This is a genomic window from Vibrio sp. V38_P2S17PM301 (genome assembly GCF_009904845.1).
Classification (GTDB): domain Bacteria; phylum Pseudomonadota; class Gammaproteobacteria; order Enterobacterales; family Vibrionaceae; genus Vibrio; species Vibrio proteolyticus.
Genome location: NZ_WXWO01000108.1, coordinates 1 through 17,782 on the forward strand (window position 1 = coordinate 1; position 17,782 = coordinate 17,782).

The window sequence follows — 17,782 nt, forward strand, 5'->3', positions numbered from 1 at the left end:
CTCTATGAGCGATTTGGGGATTTGAAGTTCAAGTACAGGAATCGAGAATTTTGGTGTCGAGGGTATTATGTCGATACGGTAGGAAAAAACACCGGCAAGATACAAAGTTACATAAAGCACCAACTAGAACAGGATAAAATGGGAGAGCAATTGTCGATCCCGTATTCAGGTAGCCCGTTTACGGGCCGCAGGAAATAGTCATATGCAAATGTCAGATCACTACGCGCCTGCTAGGGCGCTGCCAGTAGGAGAGCCTTATAGGCGCATATGAAAAACCACCGGCTATGCCGGTGGATACTTTTTTTCAAGGTAGAAAAGTTATCAGCCGTTTATTGCTCGGACTTTGCCTTGCTTGAGGTCATGCAGAACCTGAGACTTCGGTCCGTCGGCAATCACGAAGCCTTTTTCCATCACGATCACTCGGTCAACAATGTCCAGCATCGAGGTTTTGTGCGTAATCAGAATCAGGGTCTCGTCTGAGCTAAGCTGACTGAGTTGATGTTTGATGTGCATTTCAGAGCGGTTATCCATTGCACTGGTCGGCTCGTCCATCAGCAGTACAGGCGGGCGTCCCAGCAGAGCACGAGCAATGGCTACCGACTGGCGCTGACCACCAGAGAGCAACAGACCCCCTTCACCGACCTGGCGCTCCAGACCTGCGGGATCTTGTTGCGTGAATACGGTGACACCTGCGCGATTCGCTGCATCCATGACGTCGCGGTCGTCAGCCAGTGGACGGCCGAGAGTAATGTTGTCGCGAATCGAACCGTAGAACAGGTTAGAGTCCTGAGGAACACAACCTATATTGCGGCGGATGTCGATGTGATGCAGCTGTTCGATGTCGGTATCATCAATACGAACATGGCCTTCTGTCGGTTTGTACAGACCCATGATCAACCGCTCCAGTGTGGTTTTTCCTGAACCGATCCGACCAATGATGGCGACTTTTTCGCCTGGATTGATGGTCAGACTGAGATCGCGGATCGACGCTACCGGAGAATCTGGGTAATGGAAAGTGACTTTATCCAGTTCGATCTTGCCGTGCACAATCGGACGGTGAATGTAGCGTTTGCCTTCTTCCTGCTCATCCGGCATCGACATGACCTGTTCAATGATGGTCATGGACGATTTGGCCTGATTGTAACGTGTCGAAAGCAGAGACAACTGGACCATTGGGCCAATCGCCCGGCCGCTCAGCATGGTCGCGGCAATGAGCCCGCCCATGGTCAGGTCGCCTTCCGCTATCAGATACACACCGAGAATGATCATGCCGACGTTGGACGCCTGCTGCACAAACCCTGCGGTATTCTGAATACCATCGGTGATGCGGCGGCTTTTGATGTTCCAGTTTGCCATGTGCGCTACCGCTTCTTCCCAGCGGAACTGGAACTGGCTTTGCGCACCAAACAGTTTCACCGTTTCCAGCCCGGCGAGACTCTCAATCAAGTTGGCGTATTTCTGTGATGCCAGGCGTGAACCTTCCTCGATGGTCCGGCGCAGCGGGCCCTGGATCAGCAGGGAGTAAATCACCAGGATCGCGACCCCGACGATCGGCACCAGGACTAGGCTACCGGCCATCATCCAAATCAAGAACAGGAACAACAGTGCAAATGGCAGGTCGATCAGCGATGAAATGGTCGCTGAGGTGAAGAATTCACGGATTGATTCAAACTCTTGCAGATGACGGGCAAACGCGCCAACCGAAGGGGGCTTGGACTCCATTCTAATCCCCATCACTTTGCTGAACAGTTTGGATGAGATCAAAATGTCGGACTTCTTACCGGCCACATCAATGAAGTAGCTGCGCAGCAACTTGAGGGACAGGTCAAATAAGAAGATAACGAAAATACCGCTGGCGAGTACCCACAAGGTCTCAAAGGCCAGATTCGGGACCACCTTGTCGTACACCAAACGGGTAAACATGGGCGCTGCGATGGCAAACAGGTTGATCAGGATCGAAGCGATCAGCACATCACGGTAAATGTTTTTCGATTGCCAGATGGTGCTCCAGAACCAGTGACCATCACGGGTTTTGAGCACTTCCGGGGAGCGTTCGTCGTATCGAAACTGCTTTTTGACCAGAAAGTAGCGACCAATGTATAGCTCTTCCAGTTCACTGAGAGGAATGGACACCGGCATTAAACCGGATTCACCGGTCACGATTTCCGCTTCTTGCGTGTCGCGGTTGATGCTGTTCAGTACGCAGGCATCGCCGCCTTTCAGCAACAGGACAGCCGGCAGAATCAAATGGGAGATCTCAGTCAGGCCAGAGCGGTTTTCTTTGGCCACCAGTCCCGCCCGCTCGGCGGAGCGGGGGAAGAGGAACGGGGTTAATTTGCCATCCGCGAGCGGTAAGCCATTTATCAGCGCTTCTGGTGAATTCGCTAACCCGTAGTAACGGCTGACGTAGATGAGCGAAGTTAATAGCGGATCTTGCATGCACAACGACCTTTTTGTTTATTTATCGACGATGAAGCCCTGGAAGACATCAATAAAGTGCTCCGACAGGAAGTCGAGCTGAGTTTGCGTTTCGACCCGAGACGCAATGGTGGTGATGCCCAGGTTGTGCGCCGTCCGCGAAATCGACGTCAGGGTAAACTTCTGTTTCTCATCATCCAAATGGTGCGTGAACAGATAGTCCAGTTTCACATAAGCAGGACGGAACTCATTCACGTAATCGAGTGACTGGAAGTTACGGCCGTAGTTATCGACACCAAAATCTGCGCCGGCAGCACGGACCGCATTACAGAACAGGGCGGTGTGGTGCGGCGTGTTAATGAAGCAACTTTCCGGAATCTCAAAGTGCAGTTTCTCGGCCAGAGATTTGTGGCGGTTAAGAATCTGAGTGATCCAGCGGATAAAGCTTGGCTGCGAAATACTGCTCTGAGCGATGTTGATGGCGATGGAGTCCTGGATCTCACCGCTGCTGAGTTTCTCGATCATAGTCTCGATCACGTACTGGTCGAAAATATGGCTGGTTTGAAGCTGCTCCAGTGCGTACAGATACTGGTTGGCGCTGTAGCGTACGCCATCGTGTTCGATGGCCGAAAAGACTTCGCGATGATATGTCTGACCGGCGCTGTTGTTGGCTGACTGCAGGCGGAAGGTGATCCAGTCGTTGTGAATCGCTTCTTCTACCAGAGCTTTCCACTGCTGTTTACCCATCAGGTTCTGATTGTTTTCATGCGACACGTAACCGTAATGCAGATCCGGATTGGCTTTGGCACTGGCCAGCGCATTGTCGAGCAGCGTCAGGATCTCGCTTGGTGATTTGCGGGTTTCGTTGTGTACTACCCCGAGGGAGACTTCCGCAGAGGCGGTGCCGGTTGGATCGGCGTCGATGTCCTGCACAAAATTGACGATACCGTCGGCAGTGACTTTCAGTTCTTCCTCATCCATGTTCGGGAAAATAAAGCCGAATTCGTGGCTGGAGATACGGGCTATGGTGACGTCTTGGGCGTTGATGGACACCTTGAGGTGGTCGGCCAGTTCGCGCACCATACCGTCGCCGGCTTCATACCCGTCTTCTTCATACAACTCTTTGATGAAACTGGCTTCCAGGATCACTACGCCACCAATGGCACTCTCGCTTAACCATGAGTTCAACTGACTCATGTAGTACGCGCGGTTACCTAACTGAGAAACAGGGTCGATGTAGGCCCGTTCACGCAGTTGCTGAGCTTCTTTCGCCTGGGCTTTGAAGGCTTTTTCAACCTGAGCCGACATGCTGTTGATGCCATCGACAACGTAGGTTAAATCCTTGGTGTTTGGACGTGGTAGCGGATCCCCAAACTGGTTGCGCGCCACCTGTTCCATCTTTCTTACTATCAGTGTCAGTGGGCGCAGTGCACGTTTGAGGATAAAGGCAATCGACACCAACCCAATCAGGAAAATGGTTCCAAAGGCGACAACCAGTCGCTCAAAGGCTTTCCACAACTGGGCGTAGGCGTCCCCAGGGTGGCTGACAATTTCAACTTCGGCCAATTGCATCCAACCACTGGTGACAACCCGGCTGTCTTGGATTTTTTCAAACAAATGCAGGTTGGTGAACCATTCTGGAACCCCGTTAGGCTGCACCGGATAGGAACGCAGAATTTCTTCACCGTTATCGAGAAACGTGAGTCGAACAATGGAGTAGCTGCTGCCATCAAACAGGGCGTTGATCACCGATTCCACGGCGACCTGATCTTTGTCCTGCAGATACGGCGCCAGAGCAAGGCCAACCGTGTTGATGGTGTTGTTGACCTCTGAGCGTTGTTGCTGCTCTAGATTATTACGCGTGGTATTAAATTCGATGATAAACACCGAAGTCATCAACAGTAAGAACACTGCTATCATACCGGCGACAAGTTGTTTATATAACGTCATATTGCCTACTCATCGTAACTTACAATTGGTTTGTTTAATTTGATTGAACGTTCTCTGGCCCGCAGATCATTCCACAGACTGAGGCGCGATGCTTTACCGGCCAACTGGCCGCTGTTGGATTTCATCAGCCACAGGTTTTGACCATTAAAGCTGTAGATAGGCAGCAGATCACGGCGAGTGGACGCCGGTTTAATCTCAGGGTTGATGTTGTCCAAAATTAACGGTTCGGCGCTGGGCGTCGCGTAGTACGCCAGCACCATGTGAAACTGATTCAGTTCTATTGCCTTAACGTAGATCAGGCGCAGCCTGCGGTCTGGGACCCCCAGCTCTCGGAGGGAAAAGTACTTGGCGATGGTGAAGTCTTCGCAATCCCCGGCATTGCTGCCAAGAAATTCCAGCGGCGTGGCCCAGTAGTCTTTTTTCCCCCACAGTTTGATGTCGTCCACAAAGTACAGTTGGTTAAAAAAGCGATTAACTTCCGTGAGTTGTTCTCGCTCGGATAAACTACGATAAGCGGCGAGCTCTGTCCGCCAGGTCTGTACTCGTGTTGCTGCCCTTTCGCCGTAGGTTTTACGCACCGAATTTACCCACTGCTGCTCTTTGGTATTCAGAGCAACCGTGGTAAATGAGGTTGCAACCAGCAACAACGCTGGCAGCCAATACTTCTTCAATTTGGGCTAGCTCCTGTTGCCTGATTCGTGTTTCGCGTCGCCATCTGCCCGGCTACTCTTTCAGCGCGTTGTCTTTCGCGCCCAGAATAGGTTTAAGCAGATAATTCATGACGGTGCGTTTGCCTGTGATGATATCCACCGTGGATGTCATCCCCGGGATGATGGGCAAGTCTTCCTCTTTACCCAGTGAGGTCTGGTTGGTGCGTACGCGCACCATGTAGAAACTGTTGCCTTCTTCGTCCTGAGTCGTATCCGCGCTGATGTACTCCAGTGTGCCTTCCAGACCACCGTATTTGGTGAAGTCATACGCGCTGAATTTGACGATCGCGGGCAAATCCGGGCGCAGGAAGGCAATGTCCTGTGGTGCGATTTTTGCCTCGACCAGTAAGGTGTCTTCGGTCGGAACGATTTCGACGATGTCCATACCTGGTTGAATAACACCACCGACGGTGTTGACGTACAGGGTTTTTACCGTCCCGGTTACCGGTGACATAATGACGGTACGGTTAACGCGGTCTTCCAGGCCGACCGCAGACTCGGTCATGGCTGACAGGCGATCCTGAGCGTCATTGAGTTTTTGTTGTTGTTCGGAGCGGAAATTTTGCGCGGCGTCGATGCGGCTGAGCATCGATTCGCGCACAGCGGCTTTCAGTACCGGGATTTTCAGTTCACTGGAGGTGAGCTCTCGACGGGTATCGTTAACCTGGCGTTGCAGCTTCAGTAGCTCGACGCGAGGTACGACACCTTCTTCAGCCAGTGGTCTGGTGATATCCAGTTCTTTCTTGGCGAAGTGATAGCTGTCACGCAGGTTACGCACCCGGGCTTCAATCTCCACCAAATCCTGGCGACGCTGACTGATCTGTTCGTCAATCACCGACAGTTGGTTGCGCAGATTATTCAGATCCTGACGGTATGCTGCACGCTGGCGAGCGACCAGTTGCGGCTGTTTATCTTTCAGATCGTCCGGGAATTCCAGTTTGCTGTAATCCAGTTGTACGTTCTGTTTCCAGTCTTTTTCATCAAAGTCGTCGTCGATCACCACGCTGTTGAGTGAGGCAGACAGCTGCAATACGTTGGCGGTCAGGTTGGCCACCTGCTGTTCGCGCTCGCGATAGTCAGAACGAAAACGAGTGTCATCGATCAGTAGCAGTTGCTGACCCTTTTTAACCAGTTGACCTTCTTTGACCAGAATTTCTTTAACCAGTCCACCTTCGAGGTTTTGTACCACCTGAATTTGAGAAGAGGGCACCACTTTGCCCTGACCGACTGTGACTTTATCAATCTCAGCCCATGACGCCCAGACTGCCGCAATGATGAAGAAGGCCACCATAACCCACAGCATGATTCGGGCGCTGTTTGGGGTGTTCAGCAGCAGCGCTGCGGTTTTATCGTCCACATAGTCGAGTTCGGTGCTGGTGAGCTTGTCGTAACTGCTCTTGCTCATCGGTGGTCCTTGTGTTGAAAGTCGGTGTTAAAACAGATTCTATTCTTTGTCCCGATAAAAGTTAAGGGCATGATATGCCAAACTAATTTCTGGGTACGTGAATCCTACACGTTGTCGTTGCTCAGGTATATGAACTTAATTTAGATGATAAAGTGCTTTTTGCCCGCACTTTTCCTCATCTGGAGCCGCGTTGACGTGAGCTGGATTACGTTCAGCGGCATTCCTGTGTCTTTATCAGAAGGATGGGTGGCATGATCTTGAGTTCTCTGACGTATAAGCGCACAATCAGCAAAAAATCAGCAGGAGTTGCAATGGAAATCGCAGATATTCGCCGTGAGTACAACAAAGGCGGACTACGCAGAAAGGATTTGAGTCAGGATCCGATTGATCAGTTTAACTTGTGGCTGCAACAGGCCATCGAAGCGGGTCTGACGGACCCGACGGCCATGACAGTTGCGACGGTTGATGAAACCGGTCAACCTTTCCAGCGCATTGTGCTGTTGAAAAATGTTGAGAAAGACGCGTTTGTGTTTTACACCAACCTGGGCAGCCGCAAAGCGCAGCAGATTGCGCACAACAACAAAGTGAGTCTGCACTTTCCCTGGCACCCGCTCGAACGTCAGGTGCACATTACTGGGGTGGCCGAAAAACTTACCGCGGTTGAAAACATGAAATATTTCGCCTCCCGGCCAAAGGAGAGCCAACTGGCCGCCATCGCCAGCCGACAGAGTAGTCGCATTTCGGCTCGTGGCGTGCTGGAAGGAAAGTACCTGGAACTCAAAGAGAAGTTTGCGAAAGGTGAGATACCTGTGCCGAGTTTCTGGGGGGGATATCGTATCCGGCCGGTCAGTATCGAATTCTGGCAAGGCGGCGAGCATCGTCTGCACGATCGTTTCCTTTACGCTCGTGATAACGGTGAGTGGCACGTCGACCGTCTGGCGCCTTAATCCCACTCACGTTCCTCTGCCTATCAAACACCGCTCATTGAGCGGTGTTTTGGTTATTGAGCACCACAGACAGCTGGGTCTTTAACAATGTTTGCGGAATATAGGAGCCATAACCGAGCTCCAGCGCCTTATCAATCAACTGGTCTTTGCTGTGTGCCGCGAACTTCTGCCTCAGGCGGTCAACATAGCCTTCGAAGGTTTTAATCGAGATACCCATCACCGCTGAAATCTGTTTTGGCTTTTTGCCGTACAGCAGCAAAAACAGCGCCTCCGATTCGCGATTGGTCAGTGGAGCAATCGTGCGCACATGGGGATGATTGAGGGAAATCCGTTCATCGCTCTGATTGAGCCCGACCGCCCGGTAAACCCAATGGCCAACTTCAATGATGGCGGTGTCCGTCAGTTCCTGACCATAAAAAATCGTGCCTTGAATGTCGCCTTGTGCATTGAGCCAAGGCGATTTGCTGAAGATCAGCGCTCGCCAACTTCCGTCAGGAAACGGATGAATGTCGAGCACACGCAGCGACTGGCCCGTTTCGAGCACGTAGCGATCCTGCTCGCGAAAATCCGCCGCGCATTTGGTGGTCGGGGCGGGCATATCAAAATCGGTGAGTCCGATGCAGTCAGCGCCGCATTGATGTCCAATCAGTTTGGCATACGCGTCATTTGCGTAGACAAAAACGGATTGAGTGTCTTTGCAGCCCCAGTATCCGGGTAACTGGTGAAAGAGCGACGCCTGTTGCGGCGTAAGGGTGGATAACACGGTTTAACTCGCACGTTACAAGATCGGCTTATGATAGCAAGTGCACAGTGTTCTGTAACCCATATGAGTGAGGATTGAGTTGTGTGGTGAACAAATAAGACAGAAAAAAGCCAGCCATAAAGACTGGCAAACACAAGATTTATCTTGTCGACGTGTAGAAGAGGATCTATGCCCAACGTTTCCGTTGAGAATAGACGTATCAATAGATACCAAACGCAGATACTGTCATCTGAGTTCATACACAATGTAATTCTTTGTTTTATTGGGTTAAAGGGGGGATTTCCCCCTAATGGGAACTTCCGTTGTTCCGAATTGAGTTTTATGCCGCCCAGTTGTGTTGAACGAGGACACAAGTCGAAAGCATGATCAAGCTGTGTGAATGCCCCCTTTTTCGCTGTAAGGCGAAAAAAGGGGGCGTTTATGCGAGTGCGAAGTGCGGCGTTTAGCTGGGTGTGTTTGGAGCGAGTGTTACCCATACCGTGTCGTTACCATGAATGGTGATCACTCGGTTGTAGGGCTTGTAGCCGTCTTTGGTCACGCTGACTTTGTGCTGGCCGCTTGGCAGTACCACTTCGATAGGTGTACTGCCGTAACCAATGCCATTAATGGTGACTTGATCGTTGAACTGATTGGAGCGGAAGGTGACGTTTGCCCACTTTTTATCCTGCTTGTCGACACCACTTGGCACGCTGCCCTGCTGCACGCAGTAACGCTCGTCAACACCAAGTAAGGTACATGCCGCTGAGCGATCTGGTTTGGCCTGCAACTGCACCTGCATTTCCGTTGCGTACTGGTCGTTGCCTTTAAATCCGCTGCTGAGCAACTGGCTTTCCTGAATGTGAATGTTGAGCTGTACGCCTTTGAGGTTCTGCCTGGCCAGAGGCGCTTCTGTCAGGTGCTCGATCAGTTTACTGCTAAACGAATTCACCGCTTGCTGCTTGGTCAGGTACTGGCCCTGATTAGCGCATTCGCCCAAGGTCATGCTGACTGAACAGGTTGTGGTGTACGCCGTGGTTACGACTTCCTGTTGACGCAACTCTTGGGCAAGGCGGTTCACTCGTGCGGTAATGCGTTGCTCTTTGAGTACGGAGAATTCCCCTTTCAGGCGGGTTTGCTTTTGCTGAATTTGTGACAACTGTGTCTCAGCGTCCGCTATGGCCTGCTGTTTCTCTTGTTGGGCGGCCTGATTATCGTTCAGGGCAGCCCAGCTTTGTTTGTACTTACTCTGGAAAGACGTCAGTTCTGTTTCTGGATCCTCAAGCATTTTGGCGTATTGCTTATCTAACGTGGATTTGGCCAGTGTAAGTTCAGAGGCCAACTGTTGCCCTTCCCGAGCCAGAGCCGATTGCTCATTTTTCAGTTGCTGTAGGTGGTTGCTTTGTGTGCTGAGCTCAGCGGTGACGGAGTCAATCTGCGATTGTTTATCGGTCAATTGGCCATCGATGGCGCTCACCGCGTCCACATTAGGGGCGCTGTCCTGAGCCAGAATTGACGGCGATACCCATAACGGGCTGAGCGCAAGCAAAAGCGCTGGAATGCGACGTGTTCTCATAGGTCCCTGCTAGAATTTTTATCGGTTGACCCACAAAAAATGTGGAATAGACAAACTTTTGACAGCCTGGAATACCCGGCTGACTTATCTAGTGATTCTTCATCCTGAAGCATAAAACTATCACTAAAATCCATGAGTTACAGTGAGCGATTTATTAGTTCTAGTTTGATGCTCATTCCATTTTGATCCGATTAAGGAAATATGCAATAGCTGGGACGAGGAATGATCTGAGGATGAATCATTGAACACACATTGACCGTAATTTATGTGCACTTGATCATTGTTCCGGGTGAGAAATTGATGCATTTTTCACCATGTGCAGCCCTTATTTGTGATATGCACATAAGTGGTTATTTGATGAAAAATGAGGTTTTGGCTGGCGGTCTTTGTGGTATAAGATGCCTGCTGAAAGCCCGGAAAATCGTTCCAGAATGAAAGAGCAAAACCCTATAAATTGTGAGCTGAAGCTCTCAACAGCCAAACTTTTGTCACCCCGTCCGGCGGAGCTGGTGACGTTGCCATCCTATATGGATTGCCACGAGCACAGTTATACTCAGGTTGTGATTGGGCTCAAGGGCCAGGCTGAATTTGACGTCAATGGACGGGGCAATTACATCGGCCCTGGTCAGGGATGCGTCGTGACTTCAGGGTCGGATCACGCTTTTGGTGGAGTGATTGGTCAGTCAGACATTCTCGTCCTGAACATGCCGCTGCCTTCCAACGATGATCCGCTGATGCTGCAAAAACTGAATGAGTTGTCGCAGTCCAATGTCTATTTTCAGTTGGATGCGCAGATCCAGCGTTTGATTCAGATGCTGGTGCATGAAATGCAGGCCAGTCCGGAAGATTTATTACTTAGCCGAGCCTGTAATGACACCGTCATTGCGCTGATGCAGCGCCATATCTCGGTTCTGGCTTCTTCGCGCAAAGATTCCCGCTTTGATTTGGAAGCCATCGACCGCTACATCGAACAGAACCTTAACCGCAGAATTACCGTAGCCCAACTGGCCGGGAGTGTATTTCTCGGGGAAAGCCAGTTTCATATGTTGTTCAAAGAGCAGATGGGGATCACGCCACATCAGTATGTGCTCGGTAAACGCATTGATATGGCCAAGGCACTGATTGAACAGGGCAATCTCAGCCTGGGTCAAATTGCCGATCTGACAGGCTTCTCTGGTCAGAGCACATTTACTCATACCTTCGCCCGTTTGCAGGGTGTCTCTCCGTCGCAGTACAAAAAGCGCTTCTCACCGACTTTCTGAGCATTGTGGCTCGATATTCATCTCCATCGCTCCCGCCTGACGTTATTGACAACCGTCAGGTGTTTGTTCTTCCTCCAGTTTTTATTTAATTAAATGTATCTTTTTGCCCCTTATGTGTTACGTAGGCTAAATTTTACCAAATAATATATTGCTTAAATTCGTGTGATTTTGTTTTTGCTTTGTTAATAATCGTAGTTTTTAGCAAAAAGCTCGGAGTTTTTGACAAGTATTCTTCGCGGACTCAAAATACACTGCCTGCCATGATAGGAACATCCCGCGATAACGTCGGGGTGAGAGTGAGGAAAACGCATGTTTACTGCTACTGATGTGTTAAAGACTGAGTTTGTTGAGCAACCGCTTGAACAGCTGTGGTCACTGATCTCGCCACTCTACATGGTGGACGAATCTCAATGGCTGAAAGAGTTGCTGCCGCTGGCAACCCCGAGTGAATCGGAAAAACAACAAGTCAGCCAGAAAACGACGCAACTGATCAACGCCATTCGCGCGGACAAAAAATCGATTCAGATGATCGATGCCCTGCTGCTGGAATACAGCTTGGATACTCAGGAAGGTATCCTGTTGATGTGTCTGGCAGAAGCGCTGATGCGCATTCCTGACGCGACGACGGCGGATGCTCTGATCCGTGACAAATTGAGCGTAGCGGACTGGAAATCTCACCTGAAGAATTCCGATTCCGTGTTTGTGAATGCCTCAACTTGGGGCCTGATGCTGACCGGTAAAGTGGTCGGTGTGTCAGAAGATGACGCCAAGAGCCCGGGGCAAGCGGTCAACCGCCTGGTCAACAAGCTGTCTGAACCGGTGATCCGCAAAGCCATGTATCAGGCCATGAAGATCATGGGGCATCAGTTTGTGCTGGGACGCACGATTGCAGAAGCACAGAAAAACGGTCGTACGATGCGTGACAAAGGTTACACCTACTCGTATGACATGCTGGGTGAAGCGGCCCTGACCACCGCGGACGCCAACAAATATTTCAAAGATTACCTGATGGCGATTGAAGCGGTAGGACGTGATAAATACGGTCTCGACACCAGCCCGGCGCCATCGGTTTCGATCAAACTGTCTGCGCTGCACCCACGTTATGAAGTGGCTAACGAAGCGCGTGTAATGACGGAACTGTACGACACCTTGATGCAACTGCTGAGCCGGGCGATGGAGCTGGATGTGGCCATCACCATTGACGCAGAAGAAGCCGATCGTCTGGAGCTGTCGCTCAAGCTGTTTGAAAAAGTCTACCGCAGCGAGCAGGTTAAAGGCTGGGGCAAGTTCGGTCTGGTGATTCAGGCATACTCCAAACGTGCATTGCCGGTGCTGGTATGGCTGAACGCGTTGGCGAAAGAGCAGGGAGATCTGATCCCGCTTCGTCTGGTGAAAGGCGCTTACTGGGACAGCGAAATCAAATGGTCTCAACAGGCTGGCTACAGCAACTACCCGGTGTATACGCGCAAAGAAGCCACCGACGTCGCGTACCTGGCTTGTGCGCGCTTTCTGCTGAGCGACAACGTGCGTGGCAACATCTACCCGCAGTTTGCCAGCCACAATGCTCAGACCGTGACTTCGATTGCGGTGATGGCTTCGCACAAAGATTTTGAATTCCAGCGCCTGCATGGGATGGGGGATTCGCTCTATCACCACGCTATGGCCGCGTATAAGCAATCGGTGCGCATTTACGCGCCGGTCGGCAGCCACAAAGATTTGCTGCCGTATCTGGTACGTCGTCTGCTTGAGAATGGCGCCAACAGCTCGTTCGTGCACCGTTTGGTGGATGCGCGCTGTCCGGTTGAAACCCTGACTCAACATCCTGTCGATATGTTGCTGGCCTTCGATACACTCAACAACAACAAGATTCCGTTGCCACCGCAGGTGTTCCCGGAGCGTCGTAACTCGTATGGCGTGAACGTTGATATTGAAAGTGAAAATGCGCCGTTTGAAGCGCAGGTGCAAGCCTGGCTGACCAAGCGTTGGACGGCAGGACCAGTGATCAACGGTGAAGCTTTGTTCGAAAGCATGATCAAGGCTGAACAGGCGATGGAAATCGTCAAAGCGCCTTATGATCGTCGTATCGAAGTGGGTCAGGTGGCTTACGCGAACCTTGATCATGTTTCCGCTGCCATTGAAGGGGCTCAGCACGCTTTTGCCAGCTGGAACCAGACAGCGACAGCCACACGCAGCGCTGCCCTGGAGAAACTGGCCGACTTGCTGGAAGACAATCTGGCTGAGCTGGTTGCCATCTGTCACCAGGAAGCGGGTAAAACTATCCATGACAGCATTGATGAAGTGCGTGAAGCCGTCGATTTCTGTCGCTACTACGCCAAGCAGGTCGATGCATTGGGTGAGTTGGCCGTGACCAGCTTTGATGGTCAGGTGCGCAACGTTTCCCGTCAGGGACGCGGTGTGTTCGTCTGTATCAGCCCGTGGAACTTCCCGCTGGCGATTTTCCTCGGTCAGATCACCGCTGCATTGGTAGCGGGCAACACTGTGGTTGCCAAACCGGCGGAACAAACCAGCCTGATTGCCGCACGTGCCGTTGAGCTGATGCAGCAAGCTGGATTCCCGGCCGGGACGATTCAACTGCTGCCGGGCCGCGGCGCAGAAATCGGCAGTGCATTAACGTCGCATGCGGCGATCGCGGGCGTGGCGTTTACCGGTTCGACGGCGACGGCACAGCGCATCAACCAGTCTCTGGCAGAGCGTGATGCCGCGCCGGTGCCGTTTATTGCGGAAACCGGTGGTCAGAATGCCATGATCGTGGACAGTACCGCACTGCCTGAACAGGTGGTTCGTGATGTGATTCGTTCGGCGTTTGCATCGGCTGGCCAGCGTTGTTCGGCTCTGCGGGTCCTGTATGTTCAGGAAGATGTGGCGGATCGCATCGTAGCACTGATTCAGGGCGCGATGGGTGAACTCAAAGTCGGCACGCCTTATCTGCACAGTACGGACGTCGGACCGGTGATTGATCAAACGGCCAAAACCAAGCTGACGGCGCACCTGGAACTGATGAGTCAGACTCAGCATAAAGTAGCTCAGGTTGAACTGGATGAAACGTGTCAGCATGGCGATTTTGTCGCGCCAAGTGCGTTTGAAATTGATTCGATTGCCTGCCTGAAAGAAGAGCAGTTTGGTCCGATTCTGCATATCGTGCGCTTTAAGGCGAGCGAACTGGCTAACGTAGTGGCTGAAATCAACAACACAGGCTACGGTTTGACCATGGGTATCCACAGCCGCAATGAAACGACTTACCGCTGGATTGAGAAACACGCCCGGGTCGGGAACTGCTACATCAACCGTGACCAGGTTGGGGCGGTGGTCGGCGTTCAGCCGTTTGGTGGACAAGGCTTGTCCGGGACCGGACCAAAAGCCGGTGGCCCACACTACCTGTTCCGCTTCACTCAGACCCAGTTCGCTTAACCGGTAAGTAAGGAGAATCTACATGGTACATCAAGTTGCACGCTTTTCTGATGCTTACTCGGCATGGGAAAACTGGAATCTGACGGATTTCGATTCAAAAAGTGAATGTTTGCTGGCGTTTAAAAATGCGCTGCAAGAGAGAATGCCAGGCCTTGCCGGCGTGATCTCATACCATCTTCAGCAGGCTTCGGCACTGCTTGCTCAACCGCATCAATTGGTTGGGCCGACGGGAGAAACCAACGAGCTCTACACCGCAGGCCGCGGTGTGGCTCTGCTCATCCAGAATGATCAGAGTGAAAAAGCACAACACGCCTTTGTTGCACAGCTGACTGCTGCACTGATTGCCGGAAACGGCATCGTGGTATGCAGTGATGATCTGCCGTTAACTCAGGCTTTGCAGGCTGCTTTTGAGCAGTCTTCCATTCCTGCCAACCTGATTCAGTTTGTCTCTTACGACGCTTATCAACAGCTGCTGGAATCAGACGTAAGAAGTGTTGGGTATGTAGGAACCACCTCGGTCGAGCGTACGCTTAACCGTCAACTAGCGAAACGTGAAGGCGCAATTATTGGCCTGGTTTCGGAAACGGATCTGGACGCAACACCTGTGGCGCACGATCCACATCTCTCGCTTCGGTTTATCACCGAACGCACCCGAACTATAAATATAACAGCAGTGGGTGGTAACGCGACCCTGCTTGAGCTAGGGAACGAAACCCACTAGCCCTTCTGAGTCGGCTCCTTCGCAAGAGGGGGCCATATTGAAGGCGATCTTTTTAAGAGGATTTTGTACATGGAAAATAGCTTCGCTATTACAACTACCTTTATCGTGTATCTGATACTGATGCTCGCTATCGGTGTGATCGCATACCAACGAACGAAAAACTCGTCAGATTATTTCCTGGGCGGTCGTTCCCTGGGACCTTGGCCAGCAGCGTTGTCTGCCGGTGCATCCGACATGAGTGGCTGGTTGTTGCTGGGTCTGCCTGGCTACGCGTATGCGGCGGGTATTGAGGCATTCTGGCTGGCTGGTGGCCTGCTGGTGGGTACTTGGCTGAACTGGCTGATCAGCGCTAAACGTCTGCGTACCTACAGTATCACTACTGACTCGCTGACCTTGCCTGAATATCTGTCTCGTCGTTTTAATGACAACTCAAAACTGATTCAGACCATTTCTGCATTCTTCATTCTGCTGTTCTTCCTTTTCTACACCAGTTCTGGTCTGGTTGCAGGCGGTAAGCTGTTTGAAACCGTCTTCGGTCTCGACTACACCACGGCGGTGATCGTCGGCACAGTGTGTGTGGTGTCTTACACGCTGTTTGGTGGTTTCCTGGCTGTGTCCTGGACTGACCTGGTGCAAGGTTTGTTGATGGCGGCTGCACTGCTGATCGTACCGATTGCGGCAATGGAAAACGGATTTGGTCACCTGTCGACGGATCTGGCGAACATCAACCCGAACCTGCTGACACTGTGGCAAGATTCCAAAGGTGAGCCTTTGACTGCCGTCGCGATCATCTCGCTGGTTGCATGGGGTCTGGGTTACTTTGGTCAGCCTCACATTCTGGCTCGTTTCAAAGCGACACGTTCAAACAAAGACCTGACCACTGCTCGTCGCATTGCCGTGATCTGGACCGCCTTGTCTATGATTGGCGCGATGCTGGTTGGTCTGGTTGGTCTGATTTACGTCAACAGCACAGGTGACCTGTCTCTGGACGATGGTGAAAAAATCTTCATGCTGCTGGTTAACGCGATGTTCCACCCTGTCGTGGCGGGTATCTTGCTGGCGGCGATTCTGGCGGCCATCATGAGTACGGCGGATTCACAGTTGTTGGTGTCTTCTTCTGCACTGGCGGAAGACTTCTACAAGCAAGTGTTCAAGAAAGACGCGAGCTCAGAAGAGATCGTAATGGTAGGCCGTATTGCTGTAATCGCGATTTCTATCGTTGCGCTGGTGCTGGCGATGACGCCGGACAGCTCAGTGCTGGGTCTGGTGTCTTACGCCTGGGCCGGTTTTGGTGCGGCATTTGGTCCGGCTATCGTACTGAGCCTGTACTGGTCTCGCATGAACCGTAACGGCGCACTGGCGGGCATCATCATTGGTGGTGTTACCATCGTGGTCTGGAAACAGCTGACCGGTGGTTGGTTCGATGTGTACGAAATCGTACCGGGCATCATCTTCTCGACGCTGGCGATCGTTGGTGTCAGCCTGGCAACGGGCGCGCCTGACAAAGTGGTCATTTCTCAGCATGCAAGCTTTGAAAAGCACTTGGCAGAGCTAGACTAAGTCTCCATCTCTGCGTTTCAGCGCCCCGGCTTGCCGGGGCGTTTTTGATCTCGATCAAACTGTTACCGGGGTAATATCTTTGCTCTTGACAATACCCTGACGCGTTTTTTTGCACAGTGTCACGAATTTAATACTAAAGTTTGAGCAACCGGAACCATTAAGCGCAGAATGTGTCCACAAAACTGACACCTCGGACTTGTTAAAAGGAGAAACATCATGCCGGAAGCGTACTGCCATTGCTGTCGTAAGATTACCCCACACAAAATGGTAATGAAGCGATGTCAGAACGAAGAGCAGTCGGTGTTTACCTGGTTTGCCATGCTGTTTCAGGGCGAGCATTACGTGAAGATGGAGCAACAGGCGTTCTGCCGGGTTTGCAACACTCGCTCCGAGATGAGCAAGGCGACCCCGATTGGGAACGCTCACGCTGCTTAAAAAGTTTGACACACTAGCTGAAATGGCCGCGAAATGCGGCCATTTTGGTTTCTGCGCGCGGCATTCCTTCTTGCCAGCCGATCCAGTATTATCTTGCTAGCTAACAGAACAACGAGAAGCCATCATGGAACTTGATCGCATTGACCGCGAAATCCTCCGTACTCTGCATATGAAAGGCCGTCTGTCGATGGTGGAACTGGCTCGTCAGGTCAACCTTACGACATCGCCTTGCTCCGATCGGGTCAAACGTCTGGAAAAAGAAGGCTACATCAAAGGCTATCATGCGGAGTTAAACCCCGAGAAGCTCGGCCTCGATGTACAGGTCTTTATTCATATTCGCCTTGATCAGACCAGTTTTTCGATTTTCGAAAAGTTTGCCGCTGCGGTATCCATGATGCCCGAAATTGAAGAGTGTTATTCGTTGTCGGGAGATTTCGATACCATGATCAAAGTGCGGGTCAAAGACATGAAGGCGTATCAGAACTTTATGTCGTCCAAATTGGGGACGTTACCCGGGGTGATTCAGACTCGTAGTGAAGTGGTGATCGAAGAACACAAAACCGGATTCGGCGTGAATCCAGAGTTACTTTCTACTCTGTAATTCGTGCGATTCCTGTGATATCTATGGCC

The 17,782-nt window shown here is 51.6% G+C and carries 14 protein-coding genes; 8 read left to right on the top strand and 6 right to left on the bottom strand.

Features of this window, described 5'->3' with window-relative positions; translation table 11 throughout:
- Positions 1-198, top strand: a 198-nt coding sequence (locus CAG64_RS22525; RefSeq protein ID WP_202602291.1) for a transposase, incomplete at its 5' end; no start/stop codon positions are given.
- Between the two features lie 123 nt (positions 199-321).
- Here the strand turns inward: CAG64_RS22525 and CAG64_RS22530 are convergent.
- Genes CAG64_RS22530 through CAG64_RS22545 form a run of 4 tightly spaced genes read right to left on the bottom strand, consistent with a single transcriptional unit; the run spans position 322 to position 6,483 of the window.
- Positions 322-2,439 (bottom strand): type I secretion system permease/ATPase, encoded by a 2,118-nt coding sequence (locus tag CAG64_RS22530; protein ID WP_021706289.1) that lies wholly within the window; start codon positions 2,437-2,439, stop codon positions 322-324.
- An 18-nt stretch (positions 2,440-2,457) separates the two neighbouring features.
- Complete coding sequence (locus tag CAG64_RS22535; protein WP_021706288.1) at positions 2,458-4,368, bottom strand: bifunctional diguanylate cyclase/phosphodiesterase; 1,911 nt, start codon at positions 4,366-4,368, stop codon at positions 2,458-2,460.
- Between the two features lie 5 nt (positions 4,369-4,373).
- Positions 4,374-5,039, bottom strand: a complete 666-nt coding sequence (locus CAG64_RS22540) for a transglutaminase-like cysteine peptidase (RefSeq protein WP_161489030.1) — start codon at positions 5,037-5,039, stop codon at positions 4,374-4,376.
- 52 nt (positions 5,040-5,091) lie between these two features.
- Entirely contained in the window at positions 5,092-6,483 is a 1,392-nt protein-coding gene (locus tag CAG64_RS22545) for an HlyD family type I secretion periplasmic adaptor subunit (RefSeq protein WP_021706286.1), read from the bottom strand.
- Positions 6,484-6,794: 311 nt separating this feature from the next.
- Between CAG64_RS22545 and pdxH the strand changes: the two genes are divergently transcribed.
- The gene (gene pdxH / locus CAG64_RS22550) at positions 6,795-7,430 is read left to right on the top strand and encodes a pyridoxamine 5'-phosphate oxidase (protein WP_021706285.1); all 636 of its coding nucleotides are present in this window, start codon (positions 6,795-6,797) and stop codon (positions 7,428-7,430) included.
- 34 nt (positions 7,431-7,464) lie between these two features.
- Here the strand turns inward: pdxH and CAG64_RS22555 are convergent, their stop codons facing one another.
- Positions 7,465-8,193: a PAS domain-containing protein gene (locus tag CAG64_RS22555; protein ID WP_161489031.1), complete on the bottom strand. Its 729-nt coding sequence runs from the start codon at positions 8,191-8,193 to the stop codon at positions 7,465-7,467.
- Between the two features lie 442 nt (positions 8,194-8,635).
- The gene (locus CAG64_RS22560; RefSeq protein WP_161489032.1) at positions 8,636-9,745 is read right to left on the bottom strand and encodes a PEGA domain-containing protein; all 1,110 of its coding nucleotides are present in this window, start codon (positions 9,743-9,745) and stop codon (positions 8,636-8,638) included.
- A gap of 431 nt (positions 9,746-10,176) precedes the next feature.
- Between CAG64_RS22560 and CAG64_RS22565 the strand changes: the two genes are divergently transcribed.
- The 6 genes from CAG64_RS22565 to CAG64_RS22590 all read left to right on the top strand — a co-directional run bounded on the left by CAG64_RS22565 (position 10,177) and on the right by CAG64_RS22590 (position 17,753).
- Positions 10,177-11,007 carry an AraC family transcriptional regulator gene (locus CAG64_RS22565; RefSeq protein ID WP_021706282.1) on the top strand — a complete coding sequence of 277 codons (831 nt, stop codon included), beginning with the start codon at positions 10,177-10,179 and terminating at the stop codon, positions 11,005-11,007.
- Between the two features lie 309 nt (positions 11,008-11,316).
- Positions 11,317-14,436, top strand: coding sequence for a bifunctional proline dehydrogenase/L-glutamate gamma-semialdehyde dehydrogenase PutA (gene putA / locus CAG64_RS22570; protein WP_021706281.1), 3,120 nt, complete (start codon positions 11,317-11,319; stop codon positions 14,434-14,436).
- Positions 14,437-14,458: 22 nt separating this feature from the next.
- Positions 14,459-15,157, top strand: coding sequence for a 1-pyrroline-5-carboxylate dehydrogenase (locus tag CAG64_RS22575; protein ID WP_161489033.1), 699 nt, complete (start codon positions 14,459-14,461; stop codon positions 15,155-15,157).
- A 69-nt stretch (positions 15,158-15,226) separates the two neighbouring features.
- The gene (gene putP, locus CAG64_RS22580) at positions 15,227-16,717 is read left to right on the top strand and encodes a sodium/proline symporter PutP (RefSeq protein ID WP_021706279.1); all 1,491 of its coding nucleotides are present in this window, start codon (positions 15,227-15,229) and stop codon (positions 16,715-16,717) included.
- A 216-nt stretch (positions 16,718-16,933) separates the two neighbouring features.
- Positions 16,934-17,152, top strand: coding sequence for a hypothetical protein (locus CAG64_RS22585; protein WP_161452257.1), 219 nt, complete (start codon positions 16,934-16,936; stop codon positions 17,150-17,152).
- A gap of 124 nt (positions 17,153-17,276) precedes the next feature.
- Positions 17,277-17,753, top strand: a complete 477-nt coding sequence (locus CAG64_RS22590) for an Lrp/AsnC family transcriptional regulator (RefSeq protein ID WP_021706277.1) — start codon at positions 17,277-17,279, stop codon at positions 17,751-17,753.
- Positions 17,754-17,782 lie beyond the last annotated feature (29 nt).